23 protein-coding genes and 2 pseudogenes are annotated in these 25469 nt (G+C 67.5%); 12 read left to right on the top strand and 13 right to left on the bottom strand.

All coding sequences use genetic code 11. The annotated features are described in order from the left end of the window. Window position 1 precedes the first annotated feature (1 nt). Window positions 2-325: a hypothetical protein gene (locus tag B9D87_RS11700; protein WP_007774018.1), complete on the top strand. Its 324-nt coding sequence runs from the start codon at window positions 2-4 to the stop codon at window positions 323-325. On the opposite strand, the gene B9D87_RS11695 is transcribed toward B9D87_RS11700, so the two are convergent. From B9D87_RS11695 to B9D87_RS11660, 8 genes and pseudogenes are all read right to left on the bottom strand, one after another. Further along, window positions 273-647 (bottom strand): hypothetical protein, encoded by a 375-nt coding sequence (locus tag B9D87_RS11695; RefSeq protein WP_007774019.1) that lies wholly within the window; start codon window positions 645-647, stop codon window positions 273-275. The genes B9D87_RS11700 and B9D87_RS11695 overlap by 53 nt on opposite strands. Before the next feature lie 96 nt (window positions 648-743). Then, complete coding sequence (locus B9D87_RS11690) at window positions 744-1949, bottom strand: amidohydrolase family protein (protein WP_007774020.1); 1206 nt, start codon at window positions 1947-1949, stop codon at window positions 744-746. A gap of 101 nt (window positions 1950-2050) precedes the next feature. After that, window positions 2051-3085: a hotdog fold thioesterase gene (locus tag B9D87_RS11685; protein ID WP_007774021.1), complete on the bottom strand. Its 1035-nt coding sequence runs from the start codon at window positions 3083-3085 to the stop codon at window positions 2051-2053. A gap of 158 nt (window positions 3086-3243) precedes the next feature. After that, entirely contained in the window at window positions 3244-4749 is a 1506-nt protein-coding gene (locus B9D87_RS11680) for a class I adenylate-forming enzyme family protein (RefSeq protein ID WP_007774023.1), read from the bottom strand. A gap of 49 nt (window positions 4750-4798) precedes the next feature. Then, on the bottom strand, window positions 4799-5734 hold the full coding sequence (locus tag B9D87_RS11675; protein ID WP_007774024.1) for an acyl-CoA dehydrogenase family protein: 936 nt from the start codon (window positions 5732-5734) through the stop codon (window positions 4799-4801). Beyond that, window positions 5731-6887: pseudogene (locus tag B9D87_RS11670) on the bottom strand (acyl-CoA dehydrogenase family protein). The gene B9D87_RS11675 and the pseudogene B9D87_RS11670 overlap by 4 nt, the downstream one beginning before the upstream one ends. Continuing rightward, the gene (locus B9D87_RS11665) at window positions 6884-7990 is read right to left on the bottom strand and encodes an acyl-CoA dehydrogenase family protein (protein WP_040631208.1); all 1107 of its coding nucleotides are present in this window, start codon (window positions 7988-7990) and stop codon (window positions 6884-6886) included. Before B9D87_RS11665 ends, B9D87_RS11670 begins: the two are co-directional and overlap by 4 nt. A gap of 49 nt (window positions 7991-8039) precedes the next feature. Next, a complete protein-coding gene (locus B9D87_RS11660; protein ID WP_007774028.1) occupies window positions 8040-9110 on the bottom strand; it encodes an acyl-CoA dehydrogenase family protein in 1071 nt (356 codons plus the stop codon). Between the two features lie 74 nt (window positions 9111-9184). On the opposite strand from B9D87_RS11660, the pseudogene B9D87_RS11655 reads away from it, so the two are divergent. Then, a pseudogene (locus tag B9D87_RS11655) lies at window positions 9185-10044 on the top strand (LLM class flavin-dependent oxidoreductase). A gap of 3 nt (window positions 10045-10047) precedes the next feature. Here B9D87_RS11655 and B9D87_RS11650 read toward each other — a convergent pair. Next, a complete protein-coding gene (locus B9D87_RS11650; RefSeq protein ID WP_007774031.1) occupies window positions 10048-10764 on the bottom strand; it encodes an SDR family oxidoreductase in 717 nt (238 codons plus the stop codon). A gap of 19 nt (window positions 10765-10783) precedes the next feature. Continuing rightward, on the bottom strand, window positions 10784-11605 hold the full coding sequence (locus tag B9D87_RS11645) for a FadR/GntR family transcriptional regulator (RefSeq protein WP_007774033.1): 822 nt from the start codon (window positions 11603-11605) through the stop codon (window positions 10784-10786). A gap of 93 nt (window positions 11606-11698) precedes the next feature. Here B9D87_RS11645 and B9D87_RS11640 point away from each other — a divergent pair, with 93 nt between their 5' ends. Then, window positions 11699-14092: a CaiB/BaiF CoA-transferase family protein gene (locus B9D87_RS11640; protein WP_007774034.1), complete on the top strand. Its 2394-nt coding sequence runs from the start codon at window positions 11699-11701 to the stop codon at window positions 14090-14092. A gap of 18 nt (window positions 14093-14110) precedes the next feature. Beyond that, window positions 14111-14302: a ferredoxin gene (locus B9D87_RS11635; protein WP_007774036.1), complete on the top strand. Its 192-nt coding sequence runs from the start codon at window positions 14111-14113 to the stop codon at window positions 14300-14302. 46 nt (window positions 14303-14348) lie between these two features. On the opposite strand, the gene B9D87_RS11630 is transcribed toward B9D87_RS11635, so the two are convergent. Then, a complete protein-coding gene (locus tag B9D87_RS11630; protein WP_415623576.1) occupies window positions 14349-15647 on the bottom strand; it encodes a cytochrome P450 in 1299 nt (432 codons plus the stop codon). A gap of 94 nt (window positions 15648-15741) precedes the next feature. Here B9D87_RS11630 and B9D87_RS11625 point away from each other — a divergent pair, with 94 nt between their 5' ends. The 6 genes from B9D87_RS11625 to B9D87_RS11600 all read left to right on the top strand — a co-directional run bounded on the left by B9D87_RS11625 (window position 15742) and on the right by B9D87_RS11600 (window position 20464). Further along, window positions 15742-16851 (top strand): aromatic ring-hydroxylating oxygenase subunit alpha, encoded by a 1110-nt coding sequence (locus B9D87_RS11625; protein WP_007774039.1) that lies wholly within the window; start codon window positions 15742-15744, stop codon window positions 16849-16851. A gap of 19 nt (window positions 16852-16870) precedes the next feature. Continuing rightward, window positions 16871-18457: an AMP-binding protein gene (locus tag B9D87_RS11620; RefSeq protein ID WP_007774040.1), complete on the top strand. Its 1587-nt coding sequence runs from the start codon at window positions 16871-16873 to the stop codon at window positions 18455-18457. 62 nt (window positions 18458-18519) lie between these two features. Further along, window positions 18520-18945 (top strand): nuclear transport factor 2 family protein, encoded by a 426-nt coding sequence (locus B9D87_RS11615; protein WP_007774041.1) that lies wholly within the window; start codon window positions 18520-18522, stop codon window positions 18943-18945. A 13-nt stretch (window positions 18946-18958) separates the two neighbouring features. After that, entirely contained in the window at window positions 18959-19489 is a 531-nt protein-coding gene (locus tag B9D87_RS11610) for an FAS1-like dehydratase domain-containing protein (RefSeq protein ID WP_007774042.1), read from the top strand. Then, window positions 19486-19941 (top strand): MaoC family dehydratase, encoded by a 456-nt coding sequence (locus tag B9D87_RS11605; RefSeq protein ID WP_007774043.1) that lies wholly within the window; start codon window positions 19486-19488, stop codon window positions 19939-19941. The genes B9D87_RS11610 and B9D87_RS11605 overlap by 4 nt, the downstream gene beginning before the upstream one ends. Further along, on the top strand, window positions 19934-20464 hold the full coding sequence (locus B9D87_RS11600; protein ID WP_040631211.1) for a maleylpyruvate isomerase N-terminal domain-containing protein: 531 nt from the start codon (window positions 19934-19936) through the stop codon (window positions 20462-20464). Before B9D87_RS11605 ends, B9D87_RS11600 begins: the two co-directional genes overlap by 8 nt. Here the strand turns inward: B9D87_RS11600 and B9D87_RS11595 are convergent. Continuing rightward, complete coding sequence (locus tag B9D87_RS11595) at window positions 20459-21925, bottom strand: aldehyde dehydrogenase (RefSeq protein ID WP_007774045.1); 1467 nt, start codon at window positions 21923-21925, stop codon at window positions 20459-20461. The two genes, B9D87_RS11600 and B9D87_RS11595, sit on opposite strands and share 6 nt — an antisense overlap. A gap of 83 nt (window positions 21926-22008) precedes the next feature. Between B9D87_RS11595 and B9D87_RS11590 the strand changes: the two genes are divergently transcribed. Then, window positions 22009-23358, top strand: coding sequence for a lipocalin-like domain-containing protein (locus tag B9D87_RS11590; protein ID WP_007774048.1), 1350 nt, complete (start codon window positions 22009-22011; stop codon window positions 23356-23358). Here B9D87_RS11590 and B9D87_RS11585 read toward each other — a convergent pair. Continuing rightward, the gene (locus tag B9D87_RS11585) at window positions 23341-24492 is read right to left on the bottom strand and encodes an aromatic ring-hydroxylating oxygenase subunit alpha (RefSeq protein ID WP_007774049.1); all 1152 of its coding nucleotides are present in this window, start codon (window positions 24490-24492) and stop codon (window positions 23341-23343) included. The genes B9D87_RS11590 and B9D87_RS11585 overlap by 18 nt on opposite strands. Window positions 24493-24532: 40 nt before the next feature. Between B9D87_RS11585 and B9D87_RS11580 the strand changes: the two genes are divergently transcribed. Next, window positions 24533-25426, top strand: coding sequence for a MerR family transcriptional regulator (locus B9D87_RS11580; protein ID WP_007774051.1), 894 nt, complete (start codon window positions 24533-24535; stop codon window positions 25424-25426). The last annotated feature ends 43 nt before the right edge of the window (window positions 25427-25469 follow it).

Raw genomic sequence — 25469 nt, 5'->3', positions numbered from 1 at the left:
GATGACCGAGACGGCGGCCGAGGGAATCGGGGTACGCCCCGAGCTGATCAGCCTGGATGCGGTGGCGCACCATCGCGTACTCGAACAGATCGCGGCGAAGGGCGGACATTGCGAAGCCTGCGGCGCAACGGATTTCGCCGTCGGCGACGCCCTGTACCTCGGTTTCCTGTTCTTGGACGAGGATGCCGATGCCTACATGGTCGCGCTGACCTGCCGCAATCCGGACTGCCCCAAGCCGCGGACCGCGATCAGGTTGCGCGACACGGACTTCCTCACCTACGCAGCAAGCGACTCGGACGCTGCCGAGAGCGACGCCGCCCGCTAGCTTGACCGTCCGTCGATCCCGGAAGCCGCGGCCGAGCCAGATCGAATCGCTCTATCAGGGGCGACAACTCGCGAAGTTGGTCGCACAGCGATCGGAACCGCCGCTGATCGTCGGCGCCGAGTTGCCCCAGCGAATCGTAGTGCGCCAAGCGCGGCAATCGCCCGGCGAGCGCGGTGCCCCACCTGATGCTCAGGTCGTAGACCTCTTCGTCGTCGACGTCGTCGCGCTGCCCGAGCCGGTGCAGCGCCTCGATCTGCTCGGTGAGGAACGCGACGTCGTCATCGATACTGACCGGGGTGCCGGCGTGCGGTGCCACGCTCATCTGCCCTCCATCCGCCGTCAAGTCCGGCTCGTCAACGGTCATGTCGACGAGTACCCTCCGACGGTCCGGCTACACCCAGCGGGCACCGACGAGAGATCAGGCTGAGACCGGTTTCTTGGCCGGCGCGGACACCTTCATGAGCTTCATCAGGTTGCCGCCCATGATCTTGGCGATATCGGATTCGGAGAAGTCCGTGAGCTCGTCGACGAACGAGATCGGATCTTTCAGGCCCTCGGGGTGGGGCCAGTCGGAGCCGAACAGCACCCGGTCGGTGCCGACCATGTTGACGATCTCGGTGAAGCGGTCCTCCCAGAACGGGGTGATGTAGACGCACCGCTTGAACGCCTCGATCGGGTCTTCGCTGAACGACTGCGGCATCTTCTTGTAGACGCCCTTGAGGCCCTTGAACAGGTCGGGCACCCAGTCGGCGCCGTTCTCGATGGAAAGGACCCGCAACTCCGGGTTGCGCGACAGCGCACCGTGGCACACCAGCGCACCCATCGCGTCCAGGATCGGCCGATGGCCCATCGCGAAGCTGCGGAACGGGGTCGGCTTGAACGGGAGGAACTCGTCGCCGGGCTCCCACACGTTCGCGAATTCGGAGTAACCGCTGTCCGACGCGTGCATCGACACCGGGATCTCGGCCTTGATGCAGGCCTGCCAGAACGGGTCGAACTCCTCGAGCCCGAACGACCGGCTGCCCTTGAAGCCGGGCACCGGCGCAGGGCGGACCAGCACGGTGCGGGCGCCCCGCTCCAGGACCCACTCGAGTTCTTCCAGCGCCCGCTCGACGATGGGCAGGGTGATGACCGGGGTGGCGAAGATGCGGTCCTGGTAATTGAACGTCCACTGCTCATACATCCACTCGTTCAGCGCGTGGATGACGTCGTGGGTCATCTCCGGGTCGTCCTTCATGCGCTCCTCGACCAGGCTGGCCAGGGTGGGGAACATCAGCGCGTAGTCGATGCCCAGCTCGTCCATGACCTCGAGCCGCGGGCCGGGCTCGCGAAACGCCGGGATGGCCTTCATCGGCTCGCCCAGGATCTCGCGGTAGCTCTTGCCCTGCGCGCCGTTGCGGAAGTAGTCCTCCTGGGCGCCGGGCTTGGCGACCTTCTCGAACGTCGGGTTGGGGATGTACTCGCTGATGTGGCCGCGCACAACGATTTTGGTGCGGCCGCGCACCTGGACGTAGTCGATGACGTTCTTGCGCTTGTCCGGAAGGAACTTGGTCAGCGCTTCCTGCGGCTCGTACATGTGGTTGTCGGCGTCGAACACGGGGAAGGAAAGTTCGCGAGACGGCATGGCGATCTCCTTGTAAAAGTCTTAGATTCTCACTGCCTGGTAATGACGTTACCACTGATGCGCAATCAGGTGTACCGGGTCCGCGGATCGGCCCCGCTGGCTCAGGTCCCCGGCCAGCTCGGGAGCTTGGGCGTGGTCCCCTCGATCACGGCGAAATTCACCGTCGCCGTGGCGAGCAGCTCGTCGTCGCCGTCGCCGTAGATGTCCACCTGCATCACCATCGCGCGGCGTCCGGAGCGCAGCATCGTGGGTACCGCGAACGCCGCGCCCTGCCGAACCGGTCGCAGGTACCGGATGAACAGGTCAGCGGTGGTCATCGTGGTGCCCGGCTGCAGGTAGTCCAGCCCGAATTGCCCGCCCGCCACGTCGACGAGCGTGGCGATCAGCCCGCCCTGCAGCGCGCCGGAGGTGTTGACCACCGCGGGGCTGACCGGCATGGTCATGGCGAATTCGCCGTTGCGGGTGCCGGGCCGCATGCCGATCTGGGCGAACAGCTCGGCCAGCGAGGGGGCGGCGGACGATTCTTCGTCGGTGTCGCGGATGCCCAGGGCGCGGCTGCAGAAGTCATAGAGTTGGCCGGCGTCGACCGGTGATCCGTTCAATTCCGAACCGAGCCAATGCAATCGCTGCGCACCCATCATCGTCTGCATGACGATGGCGGCCGCCGCTCCGACGTCCAGGCCGGGATTGAAGACTCCCTCGGTGATGCCCTGCCCGACAATGTCGCGAATCAGGCCGTGCAGGGGAGAGAGCACCCGGGCGTATTCGCGGGGGCGGGTCTCGGCCAGGTGCTGGTTGTAGAGGGTCAATGCCCGGTTGAGGCTGTCCTGGGTGCTCGACTCCGGTTGCTGGCTGAGCCGATCGATCAGCAACTTCAACGCCGACGTGCTGTCCAGCCCCGTGGTTTCGCCGCGCCACGACTGCACCGATTGAGCGATGGTTCGGTCGAACAGCGCGAGCAGCAGTTCATCTTTGCTGCTGAAGTGTTGGTAGAAGGCGCGTAGCGACGTCTTGGAGCGCGCGACCACCTCTTGCACGGTGAAGTCGGTGCGGCCCGTCTCGCCCAGTATCGCCACGGCGGTCTTGATGAAGCGGTCGCCGCGGGTGACCTCGACGTCGTCGCTGGGGTCGGCCATGAGCGATCGGTCCCCTTCCCTAGCGCGCCGGTCGCGCTATGAGAATGAGATTACCGCGACTGCGGGCCGGGTCGTACAGATTGTTTGGCCTCCGAATGCGGACGTGAAGCACGCGATTGCCCCCAAACCCGTCCCTGGGCCTCACGCTCACCGCAAATTCAGCCGCCGCGCGCCTCGATCATCGCCGAGCGATTGACCTTGGTCGCCGCGGTCCGGGGAATCGCCTCGACGAACTCGACGGTCTTGGGCGCCTTGTACGGGGCCAGGCGATTCTTCGCATACTCGATCACCTGCTGTTCGGTCAGCGGCGCGGCGCCGTCGCTGTCGGCGCGCTGAATCACCGCGTGCACCCGGCGCCCCCACTGCTTGTCGGCCAGCCCGATCACGACGACGTCGGCGATGCCGGGGTGGCCGGCGAGCGCGGACTCGACTTCGGCGGGAAACACGTTGGCGCCGCCGGTGACGATCATGTCGACGCGGCGGTCGACGATGTAGAGGAAGCCGTCCTCGTCGAGGTGACCGATGTCGCCGGCGGAGCGGAAGCCGTCCTCGGTCGACGGCAGCGGTGGCGCCCCGCCGAGGTAGCGGTATCCCGCGCTCATCGGCGCCCGCAGGTAGATGTCCCCGTCCTCGCCCGGTCCGAGCGGCCGTTTGTCGGCGTCCAGGATCCGGATCTCGGTGTCCCGGAAGCCGCGGCCCACGCTGCCCGGGTGGGCGAGCCACTCGTCGCCGCGCAACGCGGTGAGGCCGAGGTTCTCGGTCATGCCGTACGCCGTCACCATCTGCTCGGGGCTGAGCAGTTCGAACCAGGTGTGCAGCAGCGACGGCGGCATCACCGCGGCGCCCTGCAGGACGAAGACGATGCTGGACAGGTCCCGCTGCCGCACGTCGGGCCGGGCCGCGATGCGCGCCAGCATGGTGGGCGTGGCGGTGAAGTTGGTGATCCGGAAACGTTCGATGACATCGAGAACCAATGCCGCATCGAACTTTTCGAGGATGACCAGATGGTCGCCGCCCAGCATCATCAGGAAGGTGGCGAAGCCGTTGGTGTGATACATCGGCGCGGGCACCATGATGGTCTGCGGCTGGGCCACCGGTGTCCAGTTCGCCAGGAACGGTTCGCCCTGCTGCGGGATCCATAGCGACGGCGCCAAATTGAGGATCACCTTGGGCACACCGGTGGACCCGCTGCTGCAGATCCCGTTGGCGGTGGGGGAGACGGCGACCGGCAGGGCGTCGGCGGACTCCGCGGCCGCGCGGGCCTCGAGTTCCCAGCGGGTCTGTTCGTCGACGACGACGGCGGGATCGATCACCGCCCGAACCCGATCACGCTCCCATTCGGGCAGATCCCAGTGCATGGGAACGGGAACGGCGCCGATCTTCCAGCACCCCAACGTGGCGAGCACGAGATGCCGGGAATTCGGGATGGCAAGCGCGACAAAAGAACCCGTTTGGGCGCCGCTGGCCGCCAGGGCGCGCCCCCACTGGTTGGCGCGGGCATCGAGCTCGCCGAAGGTCAGCGGCTCCGCGGCGCCGTCGAGCGCGACGATGGTGACGCCCGGATCGTCACGCCGCTCCTCGGCCAGCTGCTGCAGTTTGACCCCGAAGGGGACTCCCTCGTCGAACGGATTGGGCGTCACCGCAGCCGCGGGGGCGTGGCTCATCTGCGCCGCTCCTCCTCATCGCTTCGCTCTGCATCGTCACCGGCGGGGCTCATGCCGATACCGGCTCGCTGAACAGCGTCTCGAACGACCCGTCCGACACGCAGGACATCAGGCGCACGGCGAGCTCCTCGGTGCCCACCGGCAGCCGCATCAGCGGTTGGGTGTGCCGATCGAGCACGCTGACGTCGGACTCGTCGCAAAAGCCCAGCGCTCCGAGCAACTGGTGCGACGAGCGCATCACCTGGCGTGCCGTGTCGGCGGCCTTGAGTCGCAGAATCAGGGCATCGGCCGAATGAATCTGCGCCGGAAGCGAATCCGGGCGGCAGATGGTGAATTTCGCGAGTTCGTGCAGTCCGCGGACCGCGACGGCCGCGTCGGCGACGGTGAATCTGACCGCCTGAAAATCCGCGAGCGGCTTGCCGAACTGAATCCGGGCGCGTACATGCTCGGTGACAATGCGCAACGACTGCTGCAGCGCCCCCAGAATCCGCCATGATCCCAGCACGAGATGAAGATTAACGTCGGCGGCCCCGACGGTTCCCTCGGGTGCGCTCACGGTGGCCGGGACCAGGAACGGTCCCAGCTTGGCGCCGGTCCGCGAGCCCGGCTGCGGCCGGTACCGATTGCCGTCCAGGTCCGCGGCGACCCAGTCACCGGCCAGATCGCCGTGGTCGATGCGCGGGGCTTTCGGGTTGACCAGGGCCAGGCGCGCGCCGTCGATCGCCAGCAGCTCCTCCACCAGCGGGTAGGGGAGCACGGTCGCGCCGGCGGCCTGGCACAGCACCGCCGCGGCCAGTAGGTCGTCGGGCGCCGAGCGCACGTCCAGGTCGAAAGCGCCGACGTCGTTCAGCGCGGCGCGCGCGGCGTCCCGGATGGCCTCGTCGGTCTCGGCGCGCAGCGCGGCCTGCGGTCCGCCCAGCCGGGTGAGCCGCTTGGCGGCGACGGCGGCGAAGTCGCTGATGTCTTGTGGTAGATCGGTTTTCACCTGTGTTCTCCCAACACGTCTCGTGCCACCAGCATGCGCTGCACCTCGATGGTGCCCGATGCGACGGTCGCCGCTTGTGCGTAACGCCAATGGTCTTCGATGGCCCCGTGCAGCGCCGCGGAGGTTCCGCTGTCCAGCGCCGTCGGGCCCAGCACGTCGAACAGCAGCTCCGCGACGAGTTGGTCGCACGTCGTGGTGATGATGCGCGCGGCGCTGGCCGCGGCCCCGCCGCCGGGTCGTCCTGCAGCGAGACCGCGCGATAGGCCAGCAAGCGGGCGACTCGTAGGTCGACGAGTGCGCGCACCCAGCGGGTGCGGATCGTTTCGGGCAGCTGCTCCCAGTCGTCGCCGAGTTGGGCGCGCATGCGTTCGAGCAGCGACTCACAGCGCGCGTAGCGGGCGATGCCCACCCGCTCGAAAGCCAGGGCTTCGCGCATCACCCGCCATCCGTCACCGACCTCGCCGAGCACGTCGCCCGGGAACGCCTGCACGTCGTCTAAGAACATCTCGTTCAGGTGGTGCGGTCCGAGCATCGACGGAATCGGCCGGACGGTGAAGCCGGCCCGGTCCATCGGGATCAGAAACAGGGTGAGCCGCTTGTGTTTTGGAGCCTCGGGATCGGTGCACGCGGCCAACACGCACCAGGATGCCATCAGCGCGTACGACGTCCACACCTTCTGGCCCGTGATGCGCCAGCCATCACCGTCGGCGACGGCGCGGGTACGCAACGACACCAGGTCGGTGCCGGCCTCCGGCTCCGAAAAGCCCTGGCACCAGATCACGTCTCCGGAGGCGATGGCGGACAGGTGCTTGGCCTTCTGTTCGGCCGTCCCGTACCGCATCAGCGCGGGACCGACCCAGTTGATCCCCATGTATTGCGGGCCGCGCGGCTCGTGCTGGGCCCACATCTCCTCGCGCAGCACCGTCTGCTGCCAGACCGAACCACCGCCGCCGCCATGCTCTTTCGGCCACGCCAGCGCCAGCAGCCCCTCGGTGGCCAGCAGTTTGCAGAACGTCTCGGTGGTGGCGAGGTCCTGCGGGTTCTCGGTGCAGGCACCCAGAAAGTCGGCGGGGATGTGGTTGGCAACCAGCTCGCGCAGGTGGCCGCGCAGTTGCCCGGCGTCGTCGCCGAGGTCGTAATCCATGGTCGTCATCCCTTCGGCAACCCGAGCAGCCGCTCGGCGATGATGTTGCGCTGAACCTCCGACGTTCCGCCGTAGATCGTTGCGGCCAGCGCGTCCTGACGCTCGAACAGTAGATCCGGATCGGTGGCCGAATCCGGTCCCGCGGCGGCCGCACTCAGCTCCCAAACACGCTGCAGGGTAAGCGATCCGAGCAGCTTCATGGTGTCGGCCTCCGAGCTGGGCCGTCCCGCGAGCTCGTTGCCCAAGGCGCGATACCCGGTGGCCCGCAACGCTTCGGCATCCGCGAGCAGCGAACCGAGTTCGGCGTACACGTCCCGGCGCGAGTCCGCGGAGGCGGCCTCGCGCACCGAGTCGAGCCCGCGCTTGATCTCGACCCAATTCATGATCCAGATCATCTGGCGCTCATGATGCAGCGACGACAGGGCGACGTTCCAGCCGCCGTTCAGCGGCCCCAGCAGATTATCGGCCGGCACCTCGACGTCGTCGAGGAAGACCTCGCAGAACGTCTCGTCGGAGATCGACGCCATCCGGATGGGCTCGATCCTGACCCCCGGGGAATGCAGATCGAGGATGAGGCAGGAGATGCCACGGTGTTTCGGCGCTTCCGGATCGGTGCGGGCGTACAGGGTGCACCACCGCGACAGGTGCGCGTGGGTGGTCCAGATCTTGTGGCCGTTGACCCGGAATACGTCGCCGTCACGCACCGCTCGGGTGCGCAGGCCGGCGAAATCCGATCCCGCCTCGGGCTCGGACATGCCCAGCGCCCACCACTCGTCGCCACGCAGCAGTGGAACGAGGTAACGCTCGATCTGGGCGGGCGTCCCGAATTGACGGATGCCGGGCGCGGCGACACCGGGACCCTGGACGTTGGGCAGCTTAGGCGCGGACCGCAGCGCCGCCTCGATCCGGACTTCCATGGCGTCGCGCAGGCCCAGCGATCGACCGCCGTGCTCGCGGGGCCAGGTCGGCTGTAGCCAGCCGGCCTCGAACGAGGCCCGCTGGTAATCGCGCCGCAACCCCAGGTCCCAGCGGTATTGCCGATAGTCCGCGTAGTAGTCGTCGGGCAGAAACTCCGCGAGCCACGCACCGAATTCCTGCACCAGGGCGCTCATGCGCACCACTCCTCCTCATCGCTGCGCTCTGCATCGTCGCCGGTGCGGCTCATGCGGCACCCCCGCAGAACCGGCGGCCCACCTCGTCATACAGCGAGCGGCTGTCGCCCAGCACGGCGGCGCCCTGCCAGGCGCGCCGGACATAGAGGTGGGCGTCGTGCTCCCAGGTCTGCCCGAGGGCGCCGTGCACCTGGACCGCGGTGCGCGCGCAGCCGCTCGCCGCGTCGTTGGCCGCCGCCTTGGCCAGCGCCGCGGCGGTCCACACCTCGGTCGGTGCCGGGGCCGGATCGGCGAGCCGGGCCGCCGCGGCGTAGGTCAGGCTGCGGGCGCGCTCGACGCTGACGTAGTTGTCGGCCAGCGCGTGTTTGACGCCCTGGAACGCGCCGATCGGCAGGCCGAACTGACACCGCGACTTCGCGTACTCGACCGAGCGGTGCAACGCCGCACTCGCCACGCCGAGGAGGTCGGCGGCCGCGGCCACCCAGGGCGCCGCGAAGGCCGACTCGAGGTCGACGGGTGCAACCGCGACGGGCTCCGCGTCGATCTCGACGCGTGCCAACGGCTGAGCGGGATCGGTGGATTCGGCCGCCGGCACCGCGGTGACCCCGTCGCCGCAGCGGGCGACGGCCGCCACGGTGCCGCCGTCGTCGGAGCGGGCCAGGGTGACGACGAGCTCTGCGCGCGACAGGTTGGGGACGCCAACCGCCGTGCCGCGCAGACGTCCCTGGCGCAGCGTCATCGGCGCGCCGGGCAGCCGGGCCCCCTGGGCGTGGACGGCCACGGTGGCCACGACGCCGCCCGCGATGTCGGTCAGCATCGAGTCGAGCCCGGTGCTGCGCAACAGGCCCGCGGCCAGACCGACGCTGCTCAGCAACGGAATTGGTGCGAGGGCGGCGCCGCACTCCTCGAGGACCACGGCAAGCTCGACCGGTCCGTAGTCGCCGGCATCCGGGGCGGCGAGCTCGGTCCAGCCGAGGTCGACGACGGTCTTCCACAGCGTGCGCCAGCGCTCCGGATCGGTCATCGCTTGACGAGCGGCGTCGGGCGGGCACTCCGTACGCAATATGTCGCGTACGGTGTCGCGCAGCGAGAGCTGCTCCGGGTTCAGCCCGACATCCATAAGACCTCTAACATAGTAAAGATAATAAACTAGCCGAGCCGTCAATCGCACGGGTCCCGACGCAGAGGTGGCGCATGGCCGAGTGGTATCTGTTCTTGCCGCAGGTGCGATTGTCGGCGGCCGACATCGCGGACCGGGCACGTCACGCCGAGGCCAGCGGCTTCGACGGGATCGCCTTCATCGATCACCTCGAGGCGCCCGGGCTTCCCGACGAAAGCATCTGGGAGGCAATGGGCGTTGCCACCTGGGTGGCGGCCAAGACCCAGCGGCTGCGGATCGGTCACCTGGTGCTGTGTGACGCGTTTCGGCATCCTGCCGTGCTCGCCAAGCAGGCCGTCACGTTGTCGGAGGCCTCCGGGGGCAGGTTCGAGTTGGGCCTGGGGCGGGATCGTGGCCGGCGGAATTCGCGAGATTCGATGTCGGCCAACAGGATCCGCGGGCACGGGTCGAACAGCTCGGCCGCCACCTGGAACTGATCAGGCGGTACTGGGGCGACAACGGCGAACAACCCGGGCCGGCCCCGCAATCTCCGCGCCGAAGCTACCCGATACCGCTGGTTCTGGGTGGGAGCGGGCCCAAGATGATGGAACTCGTTCGCAGATACGCGGATTGGTGGAATCTACCGGCCAACCAGCTGGACAGGCTGCCGAAGCTCGCTCCGGCCGCGGGAACGGCGCGGGTGTCGATCCAGCAGATGGTGGGCTTCGTGCGGTCGGGCGCCGACCCCGACGCCGTGCGCGAGGTGAGCACCCGTCGCTTCGGCAACCTCGGGTCCGGGCTGGTCTGCGGCGACGCCGACGAGCTGATCGGGCACTTCCGCGGCCTGGCAGCCCGGGGCGTCGGGCGGTTCTACATATGGTTCGCCGATTTCGCCGCCCCGGACTCCCTGCACGAGTTCGGCGAATCGGTGATCAAAGCCTTCCCGGCGCGGTAGTCCTCAACCGCCTTGCGCGCGTCGCCGCGCCTCGGTGGGCACCACGGGCGGTCGCGCGAAGGGACCGCGCTCCACGGCGGACAGCCGGATCTCCGGCAGATCGACCGACGGATCGACGGTGTCCAGCCAGGCGACCGCCTCGGCGACGTCGGACACCGCGATGGCGTACATCTCGAACGGGACGTCCTGCAGCATTTCGGTGGCCACCGGCCCCGGCGTGACGATGTGCACGCTGATGCCGTCGCGGTCGACCTCGAGCGCCAGGGCGCGCGCGAACGCGTTCATGCCGGCCTTGGACGCGGAATAGGCGGTGCGGGCCGGCATCGGCTCGTGCGCCGCCGACGACGAGATGAACACCAGCCGCGAGCCCGCCGTCATTTTCGGCAGCACCGCGGACGTCACCACGAAGCACGAATCCAGATTGGCCGACATGATGGCTTGCCATTGGTCGAAGGTCTGCTTGCGCGCGTAGGTACCCCCGAGCGCACCGGCCGCGTGAACGACGAGGTCGATCGTCTCCAATGTGCTTATCGCAGCGGGGAATCCGTCGGGGTCGGACGCGTCGGCCACGATATGGCGGGCACCGATCTCCTCGGCGGCGGCACGTAACGGGGCCTCGCGGCGCGCCGAGAGCACCACATCGTAGCCGCGCTCAACCAGCTTGCGGGCACAGCCCTTTCCGATCCCGCCGCTGCCGCCGGTGACCAATGCGGTTCGCATCACCGTTGCAGGCCGCCCTTCAGGAGTGCCGGATATCGCGCGGCCGCGCCAACGCCTGCGGGGAGAGCGCGTAGATGCGTTGATCGTGCTGGCCGGACAGGACATAGGTCTGCGTGTCGGCCAGATGGCGACCCGCGATGCGCCGGGCCCGGTCGACGTCACCGTCGGCGATCGTCTCCGTCAGCTTGACGTGAGTGTTGAGCGCCGCGCGGCGCTGGGTGAGGGAGGGGTAAGTGCCGCGCGACGCGCTCTCGTCGGCCCACTGCCGTTCGTGGCTGGTCCACAGCGTCTCCAGGCTGCCCACCACCGCAATGATCGTGTGATTGCCGCAGCCGCGGACGACCTGATCGTGGAATTCACGGCCGATTTCAGTGAAAAGCCGTCCGTCGTCCAGGTTTTCGGCCATCGACTCGTTGATCCGGGTGAGCTCGGGCACCAGGGTGTCCGCCCGGTCCGGCCGGCGGGCGGCCAGCGCGGCGCAGGCGGGCTCGAGTTCCTGCAACGCCATGCCGAGATCGGTGACCTCGACGGACTCGCTCTGCAACAACAAGCCGAGCATGTACGCGGCGCTGGTCTTCGCCGGGGCGTGGACGACGGCACCGCCGCGGTTGCCCCGCCGCACCGAAACCAGCCCCTCGGTTTCCAGGATCCGCAGCGCTTCGCGCAGCGACACCAAGCTGACGTTGAACTGTTCGACGAGCACCTCTTGGCGCGGCAGGAGATCACCGTCCGCGAGCTCGCCGTCGATGATCTGACGGCGCAACTCGTCGGCTACGATTTCGGCGATCCGCGGCGCCGACAACCGGCGCCGGGCGTCGGGGCCAATTCCCAAGGCGGTCATCCGATCCTCGAAACAAAGCAACTCGCTGGCTTAGCTATTTTAGCAGTAATGATATAAATAGCTTCTCTGGTCGCGTGTCGATCGGAAGGGCGGGTGCAATTGAGCGAGCGGTCCGAAGGCCGGCCGACGCCGCTACACGATTTGCGTGTCGTCGAGATCAGTGACCGGATAGCGGGCAGCTACTGCGGGAAGCTGCTGCGCGACGCCGGCGCGCAGGTCCACAAAATCGAACCGCCGCAAGGGGATTGGTTGCGGCGCTACTCCGCCAGCGGCTCCTCGATTCCCCAGGACCGCACCGGGCCGTTTTTCAGCTACCTTAACGCGGGCAAGCGCAGCATGACTTGGGCGCCCGACTCGCAGCGCTATCGCGACGAACTGGCCGGCGCCGACGTCGTCGTCGTGACCGCTGGCCGGGCCCGCGCCGCGGCGCTCGGCGTCGACCCACCACAGCTGCTGCAAGACTCGCCGCGGGCGATCATCGTCAGCGTCTCCGACTTCGGCTGGGACGGACCCTACGCGGAGCGGGCCGCCACCGAGTTCACCCTGCAGGCGTTTGCGGGTTCGCCCGGCTTCCGCGGCGATCCGGCCGGGCCGCCGATCTCCATCGGCGGCGATCTGGGCGAGTACATGGGTGGCGTATTCGCCGCGTTCGGCGCCCTGGCGCTGCGCCGTCGCGTCGAGCGCGGCGGGCCCGGCGAGCACCTGGACCTGTCCATGCTGGAAGCGCTGACCACGATGCAGAGCAGCGAATGGCTGCACTCGCAGTTGCTGCGCGTCCCGCCGATCCGGCGAACCACCGAGGTCCCGTCGATCGAACCCGCCAAGGACGGCTACGTCGGGATCACCATGGTCACCGGTCAGCAGTGGCTCGACTTCGCCGCGATGGTCGAATGCCCGCAATTGGAGGAGATCGAACAGCTGCGGTTCCAGATCGGCCGGTGGCAGTATCGCGACCTGATCCGCGAGCAGATCCGCCCGTGGCTGGCCGAGCGCACCGTCGCCGAGATCGTCGAACTCGGGCAACTGTTCCGGCTGCCGATCGCCGCGCTGGGCAACGGCTCCACCATCCGGGAGCTGCAGTACGTGCGCGAGCGTGGGGTCTTCTGCCACAACCCCGCCGGGTTCGACCAGCCCCGGCCGCCCTGGCTGATGTCGGTGTGTGCGCCCGCACCCGTGGGTGACACGCCCGTGTGTGGTGAGGCCGATGGCGAGTCCCCTTGGCGCCGTGCGGAATCCGACGCCGCTCCGGAACTGGACGGGCTGCCGTTGGCCGGCGTTCGCATCGTCGACCTGACCGCCTTCTGGGCCGGGCCGGCCGCTACCCATCTGCTGGCAGCCTTCGGCGCCGACGTCGTCAAGATCGAGTCGATCCAGCGTCCGGACGGCATCCGATACTCCGGCGGGATGCGCACCGACGTGGACGACTGGTGGGAATACGGCTGGGTGTTCCACGCGATGAACACCAACAAGCGTTCGGTCACACTGGATTTGGGCTCCGAGCAGGGTCGCCGCCTGTTCACCGAGTTGGTCGCCGGCGCCGACGTCGTGATCGAGAACTTCTCGCCGCGGGTGATGGAGCAATTCGGGCTCACCGACGACGTGCTGCGCGCCGTCAACCCAAAACTGGTGTTCGCCCGGATGCCCGCGTTCGGTGTCGAGGGGCCATGGCGGGATCGCGTCGGGTTCGCTCCCACCATGGAACAGATCGCCGGCCTGGCCTGGGTGACCGGCCTGCCCGACGCGCCGCCGGTGACACCGCGCGGGGCCTGCGATCCGTTGGCCGGTGTGCACGCCGCCTTCGCGGTGCTGGCCGCGCTGAACTTCGCCGAACGCACCGGGACGGGACAGCTGGTGGAGCTGCCGATGCTCGAAACGGTGCTCAACGCCACCGCGATCCAGGCGATCGAATCCGAAGTCTTCGGGGCGACGCTGAGCCGTCGCGGCAACCGCGGTCACGGCGCGGCGATCCAGAACATCTATCGCTGCGCCGGATCCGACGACTGGATCGCGATCACCGTTCGCGACGACCCGCAGTGGCGCGCGCTGGTGGACGTGATGGGCCGACCGGCCTGGTGCGGCGACGACGCGTTGTCCACGATCGCCGGGCGGCGAGAACGAGCCGACGACATCGACGGCCGGCTGGCGGACTGGTTCGCCGGGCAGCCACTCGACCCGACGGTGGAGAGGTTGGCAGGCGCGGGTGTTCCCGCGGCCCCGGTGGTGTCACCGTCGCTGGTCACCGACAACCCGCAACTGCGCGAGCGCGGCTTTTTCGAGTCGCTGCACCACGCGAGTACTGGCCTCGGGCTGTACCCGTGCCCGCCGTTCGCCCGGCTTGCCGGTCAGGATCAGTGGCTGTTGCGGCCGCCGCCCAGGCTGGGCGAGCACAATGAAGAGATCCTGCGCGATCGGTGCGGGCTGACCGACGAAGAACTGACACGCCTCGCGACCGGCGGGGTGATCGGGACCCGACCCAAGGGCCTCTAGAGAAGTGGAGGGCATCTGATGCGCGTAACGGTCGACGAGAACTTGTGTGAGGCCAACGGCTTCTGCGAATCGCTTGCGGCGGAAGTGTTCGAGCTGGGGGACGAAGACGTGGTGCAGATCGCGGACGGCCCGGTGCCGCCGCGCCTGGAGATCGACGTGCGGGCCGCGGTGGACCAATGCCCCAAGGCCGCACTGCGACTGATCGACTGACTCGACGAGCGCCGCAACGGCGCGAGGGCGGACTCGGCAATCAGGCTCAGCGCCGCTCGGTGAGCGAGATGGCCATCTCGTCATAGATCGACATGTTGGTGGTCAGGTTCGGATGGGCCACCTTCGCCGGGCCGATCTCGATGTCGTCGCAGCGCAGGAACAGCTCGTCGAGGACCGCGCGGAGTTCCGCACGGGCCAGCATGGCGCCCAGGCAGTGATGTGGTCCGCCGCCCCCGAACGCCACGTGGGGGTTGGGCTGGCGGCCGATGTCGAAGGTGAACGGGGACTCGAATACCTCCTCGTCGCGGTTGGCCGATCGCAGCGTCGACACCACGCGGTCGCCCTTGGCGATGTGCTGGCCGTCCATCTCGACGTCGACCTTCGCGGTGCGCGTCCAATAGGCCACCGGCGACGCCCAGCGCAACACCTCCTCGACGGCGCTGGGCCGCAACGCTTCGTCCGCGCGGTAGCGGTCGATCTGCTCGGGGTTGTCGACGAACGCCTGCAGCCCGATGGCCAGCGCGTTCTTCGTGGTGTCGCTGCCGGCGAACGCCAGCACGAAGAAGAAGAACTCGAGTTCGTTCTCGGGCAGGCTGAACTGTTCGCCGTCGTCGCCGGTGATCACCGCGGTGGCCAGCGTGCTCCAGATGTCGTCCGTCGGGTTGCGCCGCTTCTCGGCGGTGAGCTCCATCGCATAGCTGAAGACGGAGCCGAACAGCTCGAGCTCCACCTGGCCGTTCGGGCCCGCCTCGGGAGCAAGGGCCTTGAGGATGCGGTCGAAGAGGTCGAAGATTCGCGGCCGGTCCTCGTCCGGGATGCCGATGATGTCGCCGATCACCGTCATCGGCAGCGCGTCGGCGACGTCCTCGATCCAGTCTCCGCCGCCCTTGGCGAGCAGACCGTCGATCATCCGCGCCGCACGCGCCCGGATGCCGTTCTCCAGCTTCGCGATCGCGCGCGGGTTGAAGGCGTTGGAGATCAGTTTGCGGCGCTTGTTCAGGTCCGGCGGATCCAGCGTGATGATCGTCGGGGACGCCGAGAACATGGCGACCGGCTGGATGAGGGGGCCGTCGGCCGCGGTGAACGACTCGGTGTCGCGGTGCAGGCGGACGGCGTGCCGGTGTTTGGTGGCGACCCAGAACTGGCGCCGGACGGTGTCGGCGACACCCGGTGTCAGGTCGTGCTTGAAAAGTGGCATGGTGCGCCGCAGGTCGGCGAACAACTCGTCGGGAAAACCATTACGCCACAAGGCGAAGTCGGAAAGGTCCACCGCAGCGGCCGTCATGCGAACCCCCATTGGCTCAGGCGACACGCGACCACCGGCCGGCGCCGCGTTGACGTTCAATGTCTAAAATAGTAAAAATAGACTTTAGTCGTCGAAACGCGGTGAGGTAAGAGCGGCCCAAAGTGCGCCCGGCCGCGTGGGAAACGGAGTTCTCGTGACGAATACGATTCCGGAATCAGACCCCTCAGAACGGGAGTTCGGTCCGGGCGGCATCGCCCTGTCGACCTACCGTTTCCCGACGGGCTGGTTCATCGTCGCCTTCGGAAACGACCTGGCTCCCGGCCAGGTCAGGCGCGCGCATTACTTCGGCGAGGAGCTGGTGCTGTTCCGCACCGCCTCGGGCCAGGTGCACGTGATGGAGGCCTACTGCCAGCACCTCGGCGCCAACCTCGGGGTCGGCGGCACCGTGGAGGGGGAAAACATCGTCTGTCCCTGGCACGGCTGGCAGTGGCGCGGCGACGGGACCAACGCGCTGATTCCCTACAGCAAGATCGGCTGCAAGAACAACGTCCGCATCCGGACCTATCCGAGCATGGAGTGGTACGGCTTCATCCTGGCCTGGCACGAGCGCCACGGCCGGGCGCCGTATTGGCAGCCGCCGGTGCTGCCGGAATTGGAAACCGACGAGTACTACCCGCTGCACCCGCACACCCAGATGCTCAACCGCGTCAAGGTGCATCCGCAGATGATCATCGAAAACGCCGCCGACCCCTATCACGTTCAATACGTGCACAAGGCCGCCAACCCGGCCACCACGGCGTCGTTCGAGGTGGCCGGCTACCACCTGCACGCCACCGTCAACGCCCATTTCGGCGGCGGCCGGGCGCAGACGTGGCTGACCCCCAACGGTCCGGTCGACGCCAAGATCATCTACGACAACTACTCGCTGGGCCTGGGCGTGGTGCGCTTTCCCAGCGAGCTGGTGGCCACCGTGCAGGTCACCGGCCAGACGCCGGTCGACGAGGACTACACCGATTACTTCTACACCCAGGCGTCCGTACGTGAGCCGGACGACGACGGCGGCGTGCCCACCGGACGTGCCGCCCGGTTCCTCGCCCTGCAGCAAGAGGTCATCAAACAGGACTTCTTCACCTGGGAGAACATGAAATACCTGGAGAAGCCGAACCTGGCACCGGAAGAGGCGCATGACTACGCGGCCCTTCGCCGGTGGGCTCACCGCTTCTACCCGGGGGAGGAGCCGTCGCCCGCCGACTTCGGTTACGACGCCGACGGCGAGCCCGATCCGGCGGCCGCCAAAGCTTGATCAGAGCCAAACACCCCTGATGTGCGCCGACCGCAGCGGGCCCGCGCAGCCCTCCGATTACGGAGTCGAACGTTTCACCGTGCCCGCGGTGCTCGATCGCCGCGCGCAGCAGTACCCCGACCGGGTGATGATGTCGATCGCCGGAGTCGACGTGACATTCGAGCAGATGCGCCGGCGGTCCTGTGCGGCCGCAAACCTGTTGACCGACTTGGGCGTCGGACCGGGTGATCGCGTCGCGTTATTCACCGGCACGTGTCCGGAATGGGTGTACTTCTGGCTGGGCGCCGCGCGGATCGGGGCGGTGAGCGCGGCGATCAACGCCGCGAACAAGGGCGACTTCCTGCTGCACGCGCTGCGGCTGTCGCAGGCCAAGGTGCTGCTGACCGACACCGACCGCCGGCCCCGCGCCGCCGAGGTCGCCGACGCGGCCGACACCCTGACGAGCATTGTGGTGCAAGGTGATTCGCTGACCGCGACGCTGTGTCAGGACACGAACCGGGCGCCTGCCTGTAGCGCCGGGGCGCCTGGCGACCTCGCGTGCTTGTTCTACACATCGGGCACCACCGGACCGTCCAAAGCGGTCGCCACGACCTGGCACTACCTGTTTTCGGTGGCCGCGACCGTCTCGTCGGCCTGGGAATTTCGCGAGGGCGAGGTGCTGTGGACGGCGATGCCGCTGTTTCACCTCAGCGCCGCACCCAGCATCCTGGCGCCCATGCTGGTTGGCGCAACGACGGTGCTGGCCGGGGCTTTTCACCCCGGCGAGGTGTGGGGTGACATACGCGCTCGCGGTGCGGTCGGATTCGCCGGCGCCGGGGCGATGGTGTCGATGCTGCGAAATCTGCCCGTCGATCCGGCCGACGCGCGGCTGCCGTTGCGGTTCATCTCCGCCGCGCCGATCGACGCGGACTCCTACCGCGAGATCGAAAAGCGTTACGGCTGCCGCATCGTCACGATGTACGGACTCACCGAGGCGTTTCCCATCGCGGTCAAGGCGCTGGGCGACGACGGGGTTCCCGGAACCTCGGGGCGGCCGAATCCCGATTTCGACGTGCGCATCCTCGATCGACAAGGACGCCCGCTGCCCGCCGGTACCGTGGGTGAAATCGCCTGTCGACCTCGGCATCCGCACGTAATGAGCGAAGGTTACGTCGGCGCTGATTCACAGATAACGCCGCATCCGGAATGGTTTCGCACCGGCGACCTCGGGCGGCTCGATTGCGATCAGAATCTGACGTATGTGGATCGAATCAAGGATGCGTTGCGCCGCCGCGGTGAGAATATCTCTTCGGTCGAAGTGGAGGGTGTTGTCATGCGACATCCCGCCGTCGCGGAGGCCGCCGCGGTCGGCGTCCCCAGTGAGCTGGGAGAGGACGACGTTCTGGTGGTCATCACGTTACGCCCGGGCGCCACACTGGATTTCGCGGAGCTCCTGGATTTCTGCGCGGCACGCATGCCCTACTTCTGCGTACCGCGATTCGTGGAGACGGTCAATGAACTGCCGAAGAACGTTATTGGACGAATACGTAAAGATTTGTTGCGCAATCGTGGCTTGAGTGAGGCCACTTGGGATCGTGAAGAACACGGTTATATCGCCAGCCGCTAAGTTAAGTTAGTGTTACTTGAGGCAATTTCCCGTCATTTCCCGACAGAGGCTGGAGAGCCACCATGACCCTGAGCTATCAACAAGAGCAGTTCCTCCAGGCCGCGACGGGGCGCGCTGCCATCCTGGACCTCAATGCTCGGCACAATCGGGCCTATTCCGACGGCAACCGCAAGCGCTGGATCGCGACCTTCCGCCATTCCGGCGCCAGCTACACCCGCGATGGCGAGGTGTTCGACGATCTGAGCGCGGCCTTCGATGGCGGTGACGGACAGCGCATGATCACCGTCGACCACGAGATCAAAGTCGACGGTGTCGATGCGGTCCAGCGTTGTGTCGTCGTGCTGTTCGCCAGCATGTTCGGCGACATCACGCTGCGGGCCACGGGCACCTTCAAGGACAAGTTGATCTACGAGCGCGGCGGCTGGTATTTCACTTCCCGTGTGCTGGAATGGGATTCGGTACCGAGTCGACACCCGCTCGTCATGTGAGCGACACCGATACGTGGATCAGGATTTCAGTCAGCGGCTGGCCTTCGGCACCTACGAAGATGCGCTGCGGATGGTCGGCACGAAAAGCGAGCCCCGCACCGCGGCGACCGCGGTCAGCGCCGCACGCATCCAGTTGTTCGCCGCGATGGTCCGGGACGGCAATCGCTCGTATTGGGATTCAGAGTTCGCCCGGCAGCACTGGGGAGGCCTGCTGGCGCCGCCGGCGCTGTTGATGGGTTGGCTGATCGCACCGCCGTGGCAACCAGGGGGTCGCGGGACGGCTTCGTTGATCGCCCTGCGGGTGCCGCTGCCCGGTACCACATTCATCAACGCGGCCAACGAGGTTGAGTTCGGCGAGCCCATCGTCGAGGGCGACGTGTTGACCGTTGTCGACGAGCTGGTCTCGGTGTCACCGGAAAAGCGGACGCGACTCGGCGTCGGTCATTTCGTCGAGACGCTGGAGACCTTTCGCCGCCAGGACGGGACCGTGGTGGCCACCTGCCGCAATACCTTGTTCCGCTTCACCCCGGGAGCCTCCTCGTGAGCGGCGACGGCCTGGACTGGAGCCAGATCACCGTTCCGGTGGAGCTGCCGGAAGTGATCGACCACATCAGCTACCAGCGGGTGGTGGAGAACGCCGGAGCGACATGGGACTATTTCCCGGGCCATTTCGATCCGGATTACGCCGCGGCTCAGGGGAATCCGGCGATCTACGTTAACACGATGCACCTGGCCGGTTTCGCCGACCGCGTCGCGACGGACTGGGCGGGTCCGCGGTCGCGGGTGGTGCGCCGGTTCATGCGGCTGGCTGGGTCGGTGTATGCCGGCGATACGATGGTCGGCCGGGGGCGGGCCGTGGCGAAGCGCCGGGACACCTCGGTTGACCCGCCGCGCTGCCTGGTCGACGTCGAAATCGAGGTGACCAATCAGCATGGCGCGCTGTGCTGCCCGGTCGAGCTGACCTTGCAGGTGCCCGAATCTTCCGGCGATGGATGACGTCAGCGCCTTGCACCTTGCGGTGTGCCGACGGTTCGGTGAGGCGGTCAGGGCGGCGAACGGAAAGTGGGACCGCCCATCGCCGTGCGATGCGTGGGACGCCCGAGGAGTGCTCGAGCACGTGATCGGGTTTCATGATGTTCTTCTGTTGCTTCCCTTGGGATGTAAGCCCGATCGGCCACGCGACGATCCGCAGGCGCGATGGCAATTGACCTATGACTCGGTGGCTGAGGCCGTTGGCTCCGACGGCGCGGCACAGCTCGATGAGTACCGGTTGATGCCGAACCTGACCCGCGATGTCCTGGTGCACACCTGGGACCTCGCCCGCGCCGTGGGCGCCGACGACAGCCTGGACCTCGCGTGGTGTGAGCTGTTCTGCGCGGGTCTTCCGGAAGGTGCGCGGGCCTTGGCCGCGTCCGGGATGTTCGGTGCGCCGGTCCCGGTCGGCGACGAAACCGATGCGCAGGCAAAGCTTTTGGCGCGGCTTGGCCGCGACCCGTCGTGGAGACCGGAGTCCCTATAGCGGCGGTAGCTGGCCCTTGCATATCAGCGTCTGCAGCTCGACGTACTCGTGCAGCCCCTCTGGCCCGAACTCACGCCCGATGCCGGACTGCTTGAAGCCGCCGAACGGCGCGCCGATGTCCAGGGTGTACATGTTGATGCCGTACGTTCCGGTGCGGACGGCGGCCGCCACGTCCAGGCCGTGTTCGATGTCTGCGGTCCACACCGAACCGGCCAGGCCGTAGTCGGTCTCGTTGGCGATGCGGATCGCGTCGTCCTCGTCGCGGTAGCGCAGCACCGTCAGCACCGGACCGAAAATCTCCTCCCGGGCGATGCGCATGTCGTTGGTGGCGTCGGCGAACAGCGTCGGCTGCACATACCAGCCGCGCTCGGAGGGGCTCTGCTCACCACCCAGCACGACCCGCGCGCCTTCGCTGCGGCCCGATTTGATGAAGTCCTGGACGCGGCGCTGTTGTCGTTGGGCCACAAGCGGTCCGATGTCGGTCGACTCGTCGGCAGGGTCGCCGACATGCAGCGCCGACATCATGTCGGCGAGTGCGTCGACCACCTCGTCGTGCTTGCGGTCGCTGACCAAGATCCGGGTTTGCGCGACGCAGGCCTGACCGTTGTTCATCAACCCCGCGGACTTCAGGCCGGCCACCGTCTTGGTGATGTCGGCGTCGTCGAGGATGATCGCCGCGGACTTGCCGCCCAGCTCCAAGCTCACCCGCTTCAGCTGCTCGCCGCACAGGGCGGCGATCCGGCGGCCGACGGCACTGGATCCGGTGAACGCGACCTTGTCGACACCGGGATGGCGGACCAGCGTCTCACCGACCTCGGGGCCGCCGGGCAGCACCGACACCACGCCCTCGGGCAGCCCGATCTGCTCGATCATCTCGGCCAACCACAATGCGTCCAAAGGTGTTTCGGGTGCGGGCTTGATGATGACGGTGCAACCCGCGATCAGCGCCGGGATCAGCTTGGGCATGATCAGAAATTGCGGCACGTTCCACGGCACAATCGCCCCGACCACTCCGACCGGGGCCCTGCGCAGGTGGACTTCGCCGAGCGCACCCTGGCGGCGTTCCTCCCACGGGAACTCGCGGGCGGCGGCCAGCGACAGGTGGATCAGCGCCGCGGCGGCCGCGCCCTGCCCCATCCGGCTGAAGCTGCGCGGCGACCCCATCTCATCGGTGATGAGGTCGGCCATCTCGTCGGCGTGGCCGGCGTAGATCCCGGCGAGCTGTTCGACCTTGGCCATCCGATCGGCATGGCTCATCCGCGGCCACGGGCCGTGGTCGAAGGCGCGTCGTGCGGCGGCGACGGCCGCCTCGACGTCCTCGGGGCCCGCGACCTGGACATGTCCGACCGGCTCTTCGGAGTGCGGCGAGACCACGGTGAGCTGCTGAGGATTGGCCGGCTTGCACCACTGGCCGCCGATAAACAGCTCGTTGTAGGAGCGATGGGCGGAAGTCTCTGTCATCGGGGCACTTCCTCAGGGGATCGGACCGCGACCGCAATTTCGCTATTCACGCTAACATAGCGAAAAAAGCAGCGAGGCCCGATATGACCAGCGATTGGCGCAGTTACCCGTTCCGGTTGGTGCCCGGCGACGACCAGTTGGAGTTTCCCGCCGCCGAAGGCGAACACCCCGACCAGGAGTCGGACACCTGGTTCATCGCCGGTCAGCTGGACGCCGCCGAGTCGGATCGATCGTTTGCCTTCCTGACCATCTTCAACAAGAACCGCCCCGGGGGAACCGTCGTCGCGGACTTCTACACGATGGCGCTGTTCGACCTCGACACCGGCGACTACGGCACCTTCACCGACTACGACATGCCGCCGGCCAACATGGAGCCCGGCGCCCAGCGCAAGTTGACGATGGCATCCGGCCATCTCGACATCAACTACCACAGCAGCGCGGGAACCGCGTCGTGGACGACCAGCCGCAACGGCGATGGCGAACTGTTGCCCTACACCTACCGGGTCAGCCTGGTCGGTGAGGACCAATCCGGGCGGCCGATGCGATTGGATCTGGCCGTAACGCCAACGCGCGCACCGACTCCGGTGGGTGCATCGAGGTACAACGGAAAGATCGTCTGCTTCGGTCAAAGCGAAACCTACTCCTATTTCCAGACCGGCATGGCGATGACCGGCACCCTGCGCTGGGGCGACATGGTCCAGCAGGTGTCCGGCGCCAGCGGCCACGTCGACCGGCAGTGGTTCCCCAAGTACGCCGGCGGCGGGGGATCGGGGGGAGACCCGAGGGCCAGGTCGCACGAATGGCGCACGATCAACTTCGACAACGGTGTCGACCTGAGCATCTGGCGACAGTTCGATCGCGCCAACCGCAATGCACTGCAGCCGTTTACCGGTATCACGACCAGCCACCCGGATCCCGCGATCGCGCCGGAGTGCGCCGAAGACATCGAGGTCACGGTGAGCAGCTACGTGCGATGGCCGGAGGCGATGCGACCCCTGGTACGGCCCCTCGCCCCGGCACGGTACATGCCCGACCGGCACCGGATCACTTGTGCCACAATCCAACTGGATCTCGTCGGCGAGCCGTTGGTGGCGGCCCCGGCGCACGGCCTGCCGATCGAGTACATGGAGGGCCCCTACCGATACCGCGGAACGATGTGGGGAGAGCCGGTGACGGGCTTCGCCTTCAACGAGCGCTCGCTGGCCCTGTACCGGGATTGGGAGCTCGTCGACGTGTTGTCCACCACCGTCGCGGGCCTGGCACAGCCGGACCCCACACTGCAAGCCATGGTGGATCAGGTCGTGCCGCTGGTGGCGGCCGGCCGTCGCAAGGACGCCGTCGAGCTGCTGTTCGCCTCGGCACCCGTCGAAAACGACACGCTGGCAAAGCTTCTCGACGATCTGATCGCGGTGCTGTCATCCGATCCCGGCTGACTCTGACAGCGCGCGGGCCCAGGTGATGTGGCGATGCTGCAAGCCCGGCTCGTTGCGGCCGAACACCAGGTGGTCGCGGGCGCCCGACTCCAGATTGGCTTGCAGCCCCTCGGCCAGTCGGTAGTCCTCGTCGCGCACGGTGGCGTGCGCGTATTCGAAAACGGCCTGCGCGCCGGCGGCCACCGACTCATCGGAGAGGTCCTGCGGTGTTGCGTTCTGGTGGACGGTGATTGACCGGCCGGGGCGATCCCCGGGATAGACCCGGAACAGCTCGCCGTTGGCAATGGTCACCGAGAGCACAATGTTGGGGAACAGCGCGTAGATCACCACCATGTTGTGGAACGGATTCCACTGATCCTCGGGCAGCTCGTCGAGATCCAGGATGGTGTTGAGCGGGAAGATCAGCCGGTGGTGCGGCCCGTAGGAGTCGAACACCGTGCAGTTGCTGCGCGCGATCGTGGCGAACGTCTGCTGATGGACGGTGGCGAAATGGTAGTTCTCGGCGAAGGTGTCGATCGCCAGCTTCCAGTTGATGGGGGAGTCCAGCACCTTCTCGCCCAGCGGGGACCAGCGCCCGATGCCCCACGAGTCGAGTTCGTCGGCGAGCGGGCCCAGGTGCGCTGCCACGTCCAGCGTCGCTCCGGGATCCAGTGCGACCCAGAGGAATCCGGCGAATTCGGTGGCCGGGAGCTCGGTCAGGCCGTCGGACTTGATGGCCACTTCCGGGAACCCCTCGCGTCCCGGAAGTGCCACCAAGCGCCCTGCGTTGTCGTATGTCCAGGCGTGGTACGGGCAGGTGAATCGCTTGGCGGTGCCGCACCCCGCCACTACCTGCGACTGGCGATGCAGGCAGACGTTGTTGAACGCCTTCACCGTTCCCTGGGAGGTTCGGGTCAGCAGGATGGACCGCCCCATCACCGTTTTCGTGCAGTACGCACCCGGGGCGGGGAGCTCAGAGACATAGCCGACCAGCTGCGGACTGGCCAGCAGCATGGCCCGATCCCGGTGATGCCGTTCGGTATCCGTGTAGTCGCCCGCGTCGACCGTGTGCTGGGCCGGAGCGAGGTCGGTCGCCTTGTCCCGCGCCAACTTCAACGCGCGCCGCGTCAGGTCGATGAGCTGATCGTGCTCCATCTGCCCAGTACAGACCTTGTCACAGTTGTAAGGTCAAGGGGTGGCTGAGCAGCTGCTGATCGGCGACGTCACGGCCCTGACCGGCATCGCTTCCGGCCGAATTCGCCATTACGAGAAAATCGGATTGCTGCGCGCCCAGCACCTGTCCAACGGCTACCGGGTCTTCGGCGTCGAGCAGGTCCTCGACTTGCTGCGCATCGACCTGATGCGAAGCCTCGGCGTCGGCATCAACGACATTGCGCGGTTGATCGAAGGCGGGCACAGCACGCTGGCCGGCCTGCTCGACGAGCACCGCGCGCTGCTGATGCAGCAACGGGAGCGGATCGACCACCTGATCCAGGCGATCGACGCCGCCACCGCGCGCGGCGACGCGGAGCTCAACGAGGACATCCTGCACCGGTTGGCGACCACCCATCGCGACAGCATCGGGGTGATCGGGCGGCTCAGCGCTCCGCTGCCGGCGCCGGTCGCTACGAAGTACGCCGACCTGTTCGACGAATGGGACCTGCCGGTTCCCGCGTTGTTCGGACAGATGGTGCTGCCGACCGCGGCGAGCACCCTGCTGTCGCAACTGGCCGAGACCCCGGGCCACGAGGTGCTGTTCGATCGGCTGCGCGGCCTGGCCGCCGACGTGATCGCGCTGGGCGACGACGACGCGGCGGCCCCAGATCTGGCGCGCCGCTGGATCGACCAGCAGCTGGCCGACCCCCTGCCCGGCGAGGTGGTCGGCGTGCTGCGCGGCGTGCAACCGCTGCTGGAGCGCGACCCGGTGATCGTGCAGGGATTTCGCGCCTGGGCGGGATCGATCAGCCCGGCGGCCGCCCACTTCATCGACGAGATCGCGCAGCAGACCGCCCGGCGCGGGGTCGACGCCGTGAGCGTCATCGTGCTGCCCGCTCGCGAATCCGTTCAAACGAACGATGCGGCACCGTGATGCACATGTGATCGGTGTGATCAATGTGTCATATGGGGTTTGT

The sequence above is a fragment of the Mycobacterium colombiense CECT 3035 genome (assembly GCF_002105755.1).
GTDB classification, from domain to species: Bacteria; Actinomycetota; Actinomycetes; order Mycobacteriales; family Mycobacteriaceae; genus Mycobacterium; species Mycobacterium colombiense.
Note: the sequence above shows the minus strand (reverse complement) of the source record. Positions and strands in the feature narration are given on the sequence as shown.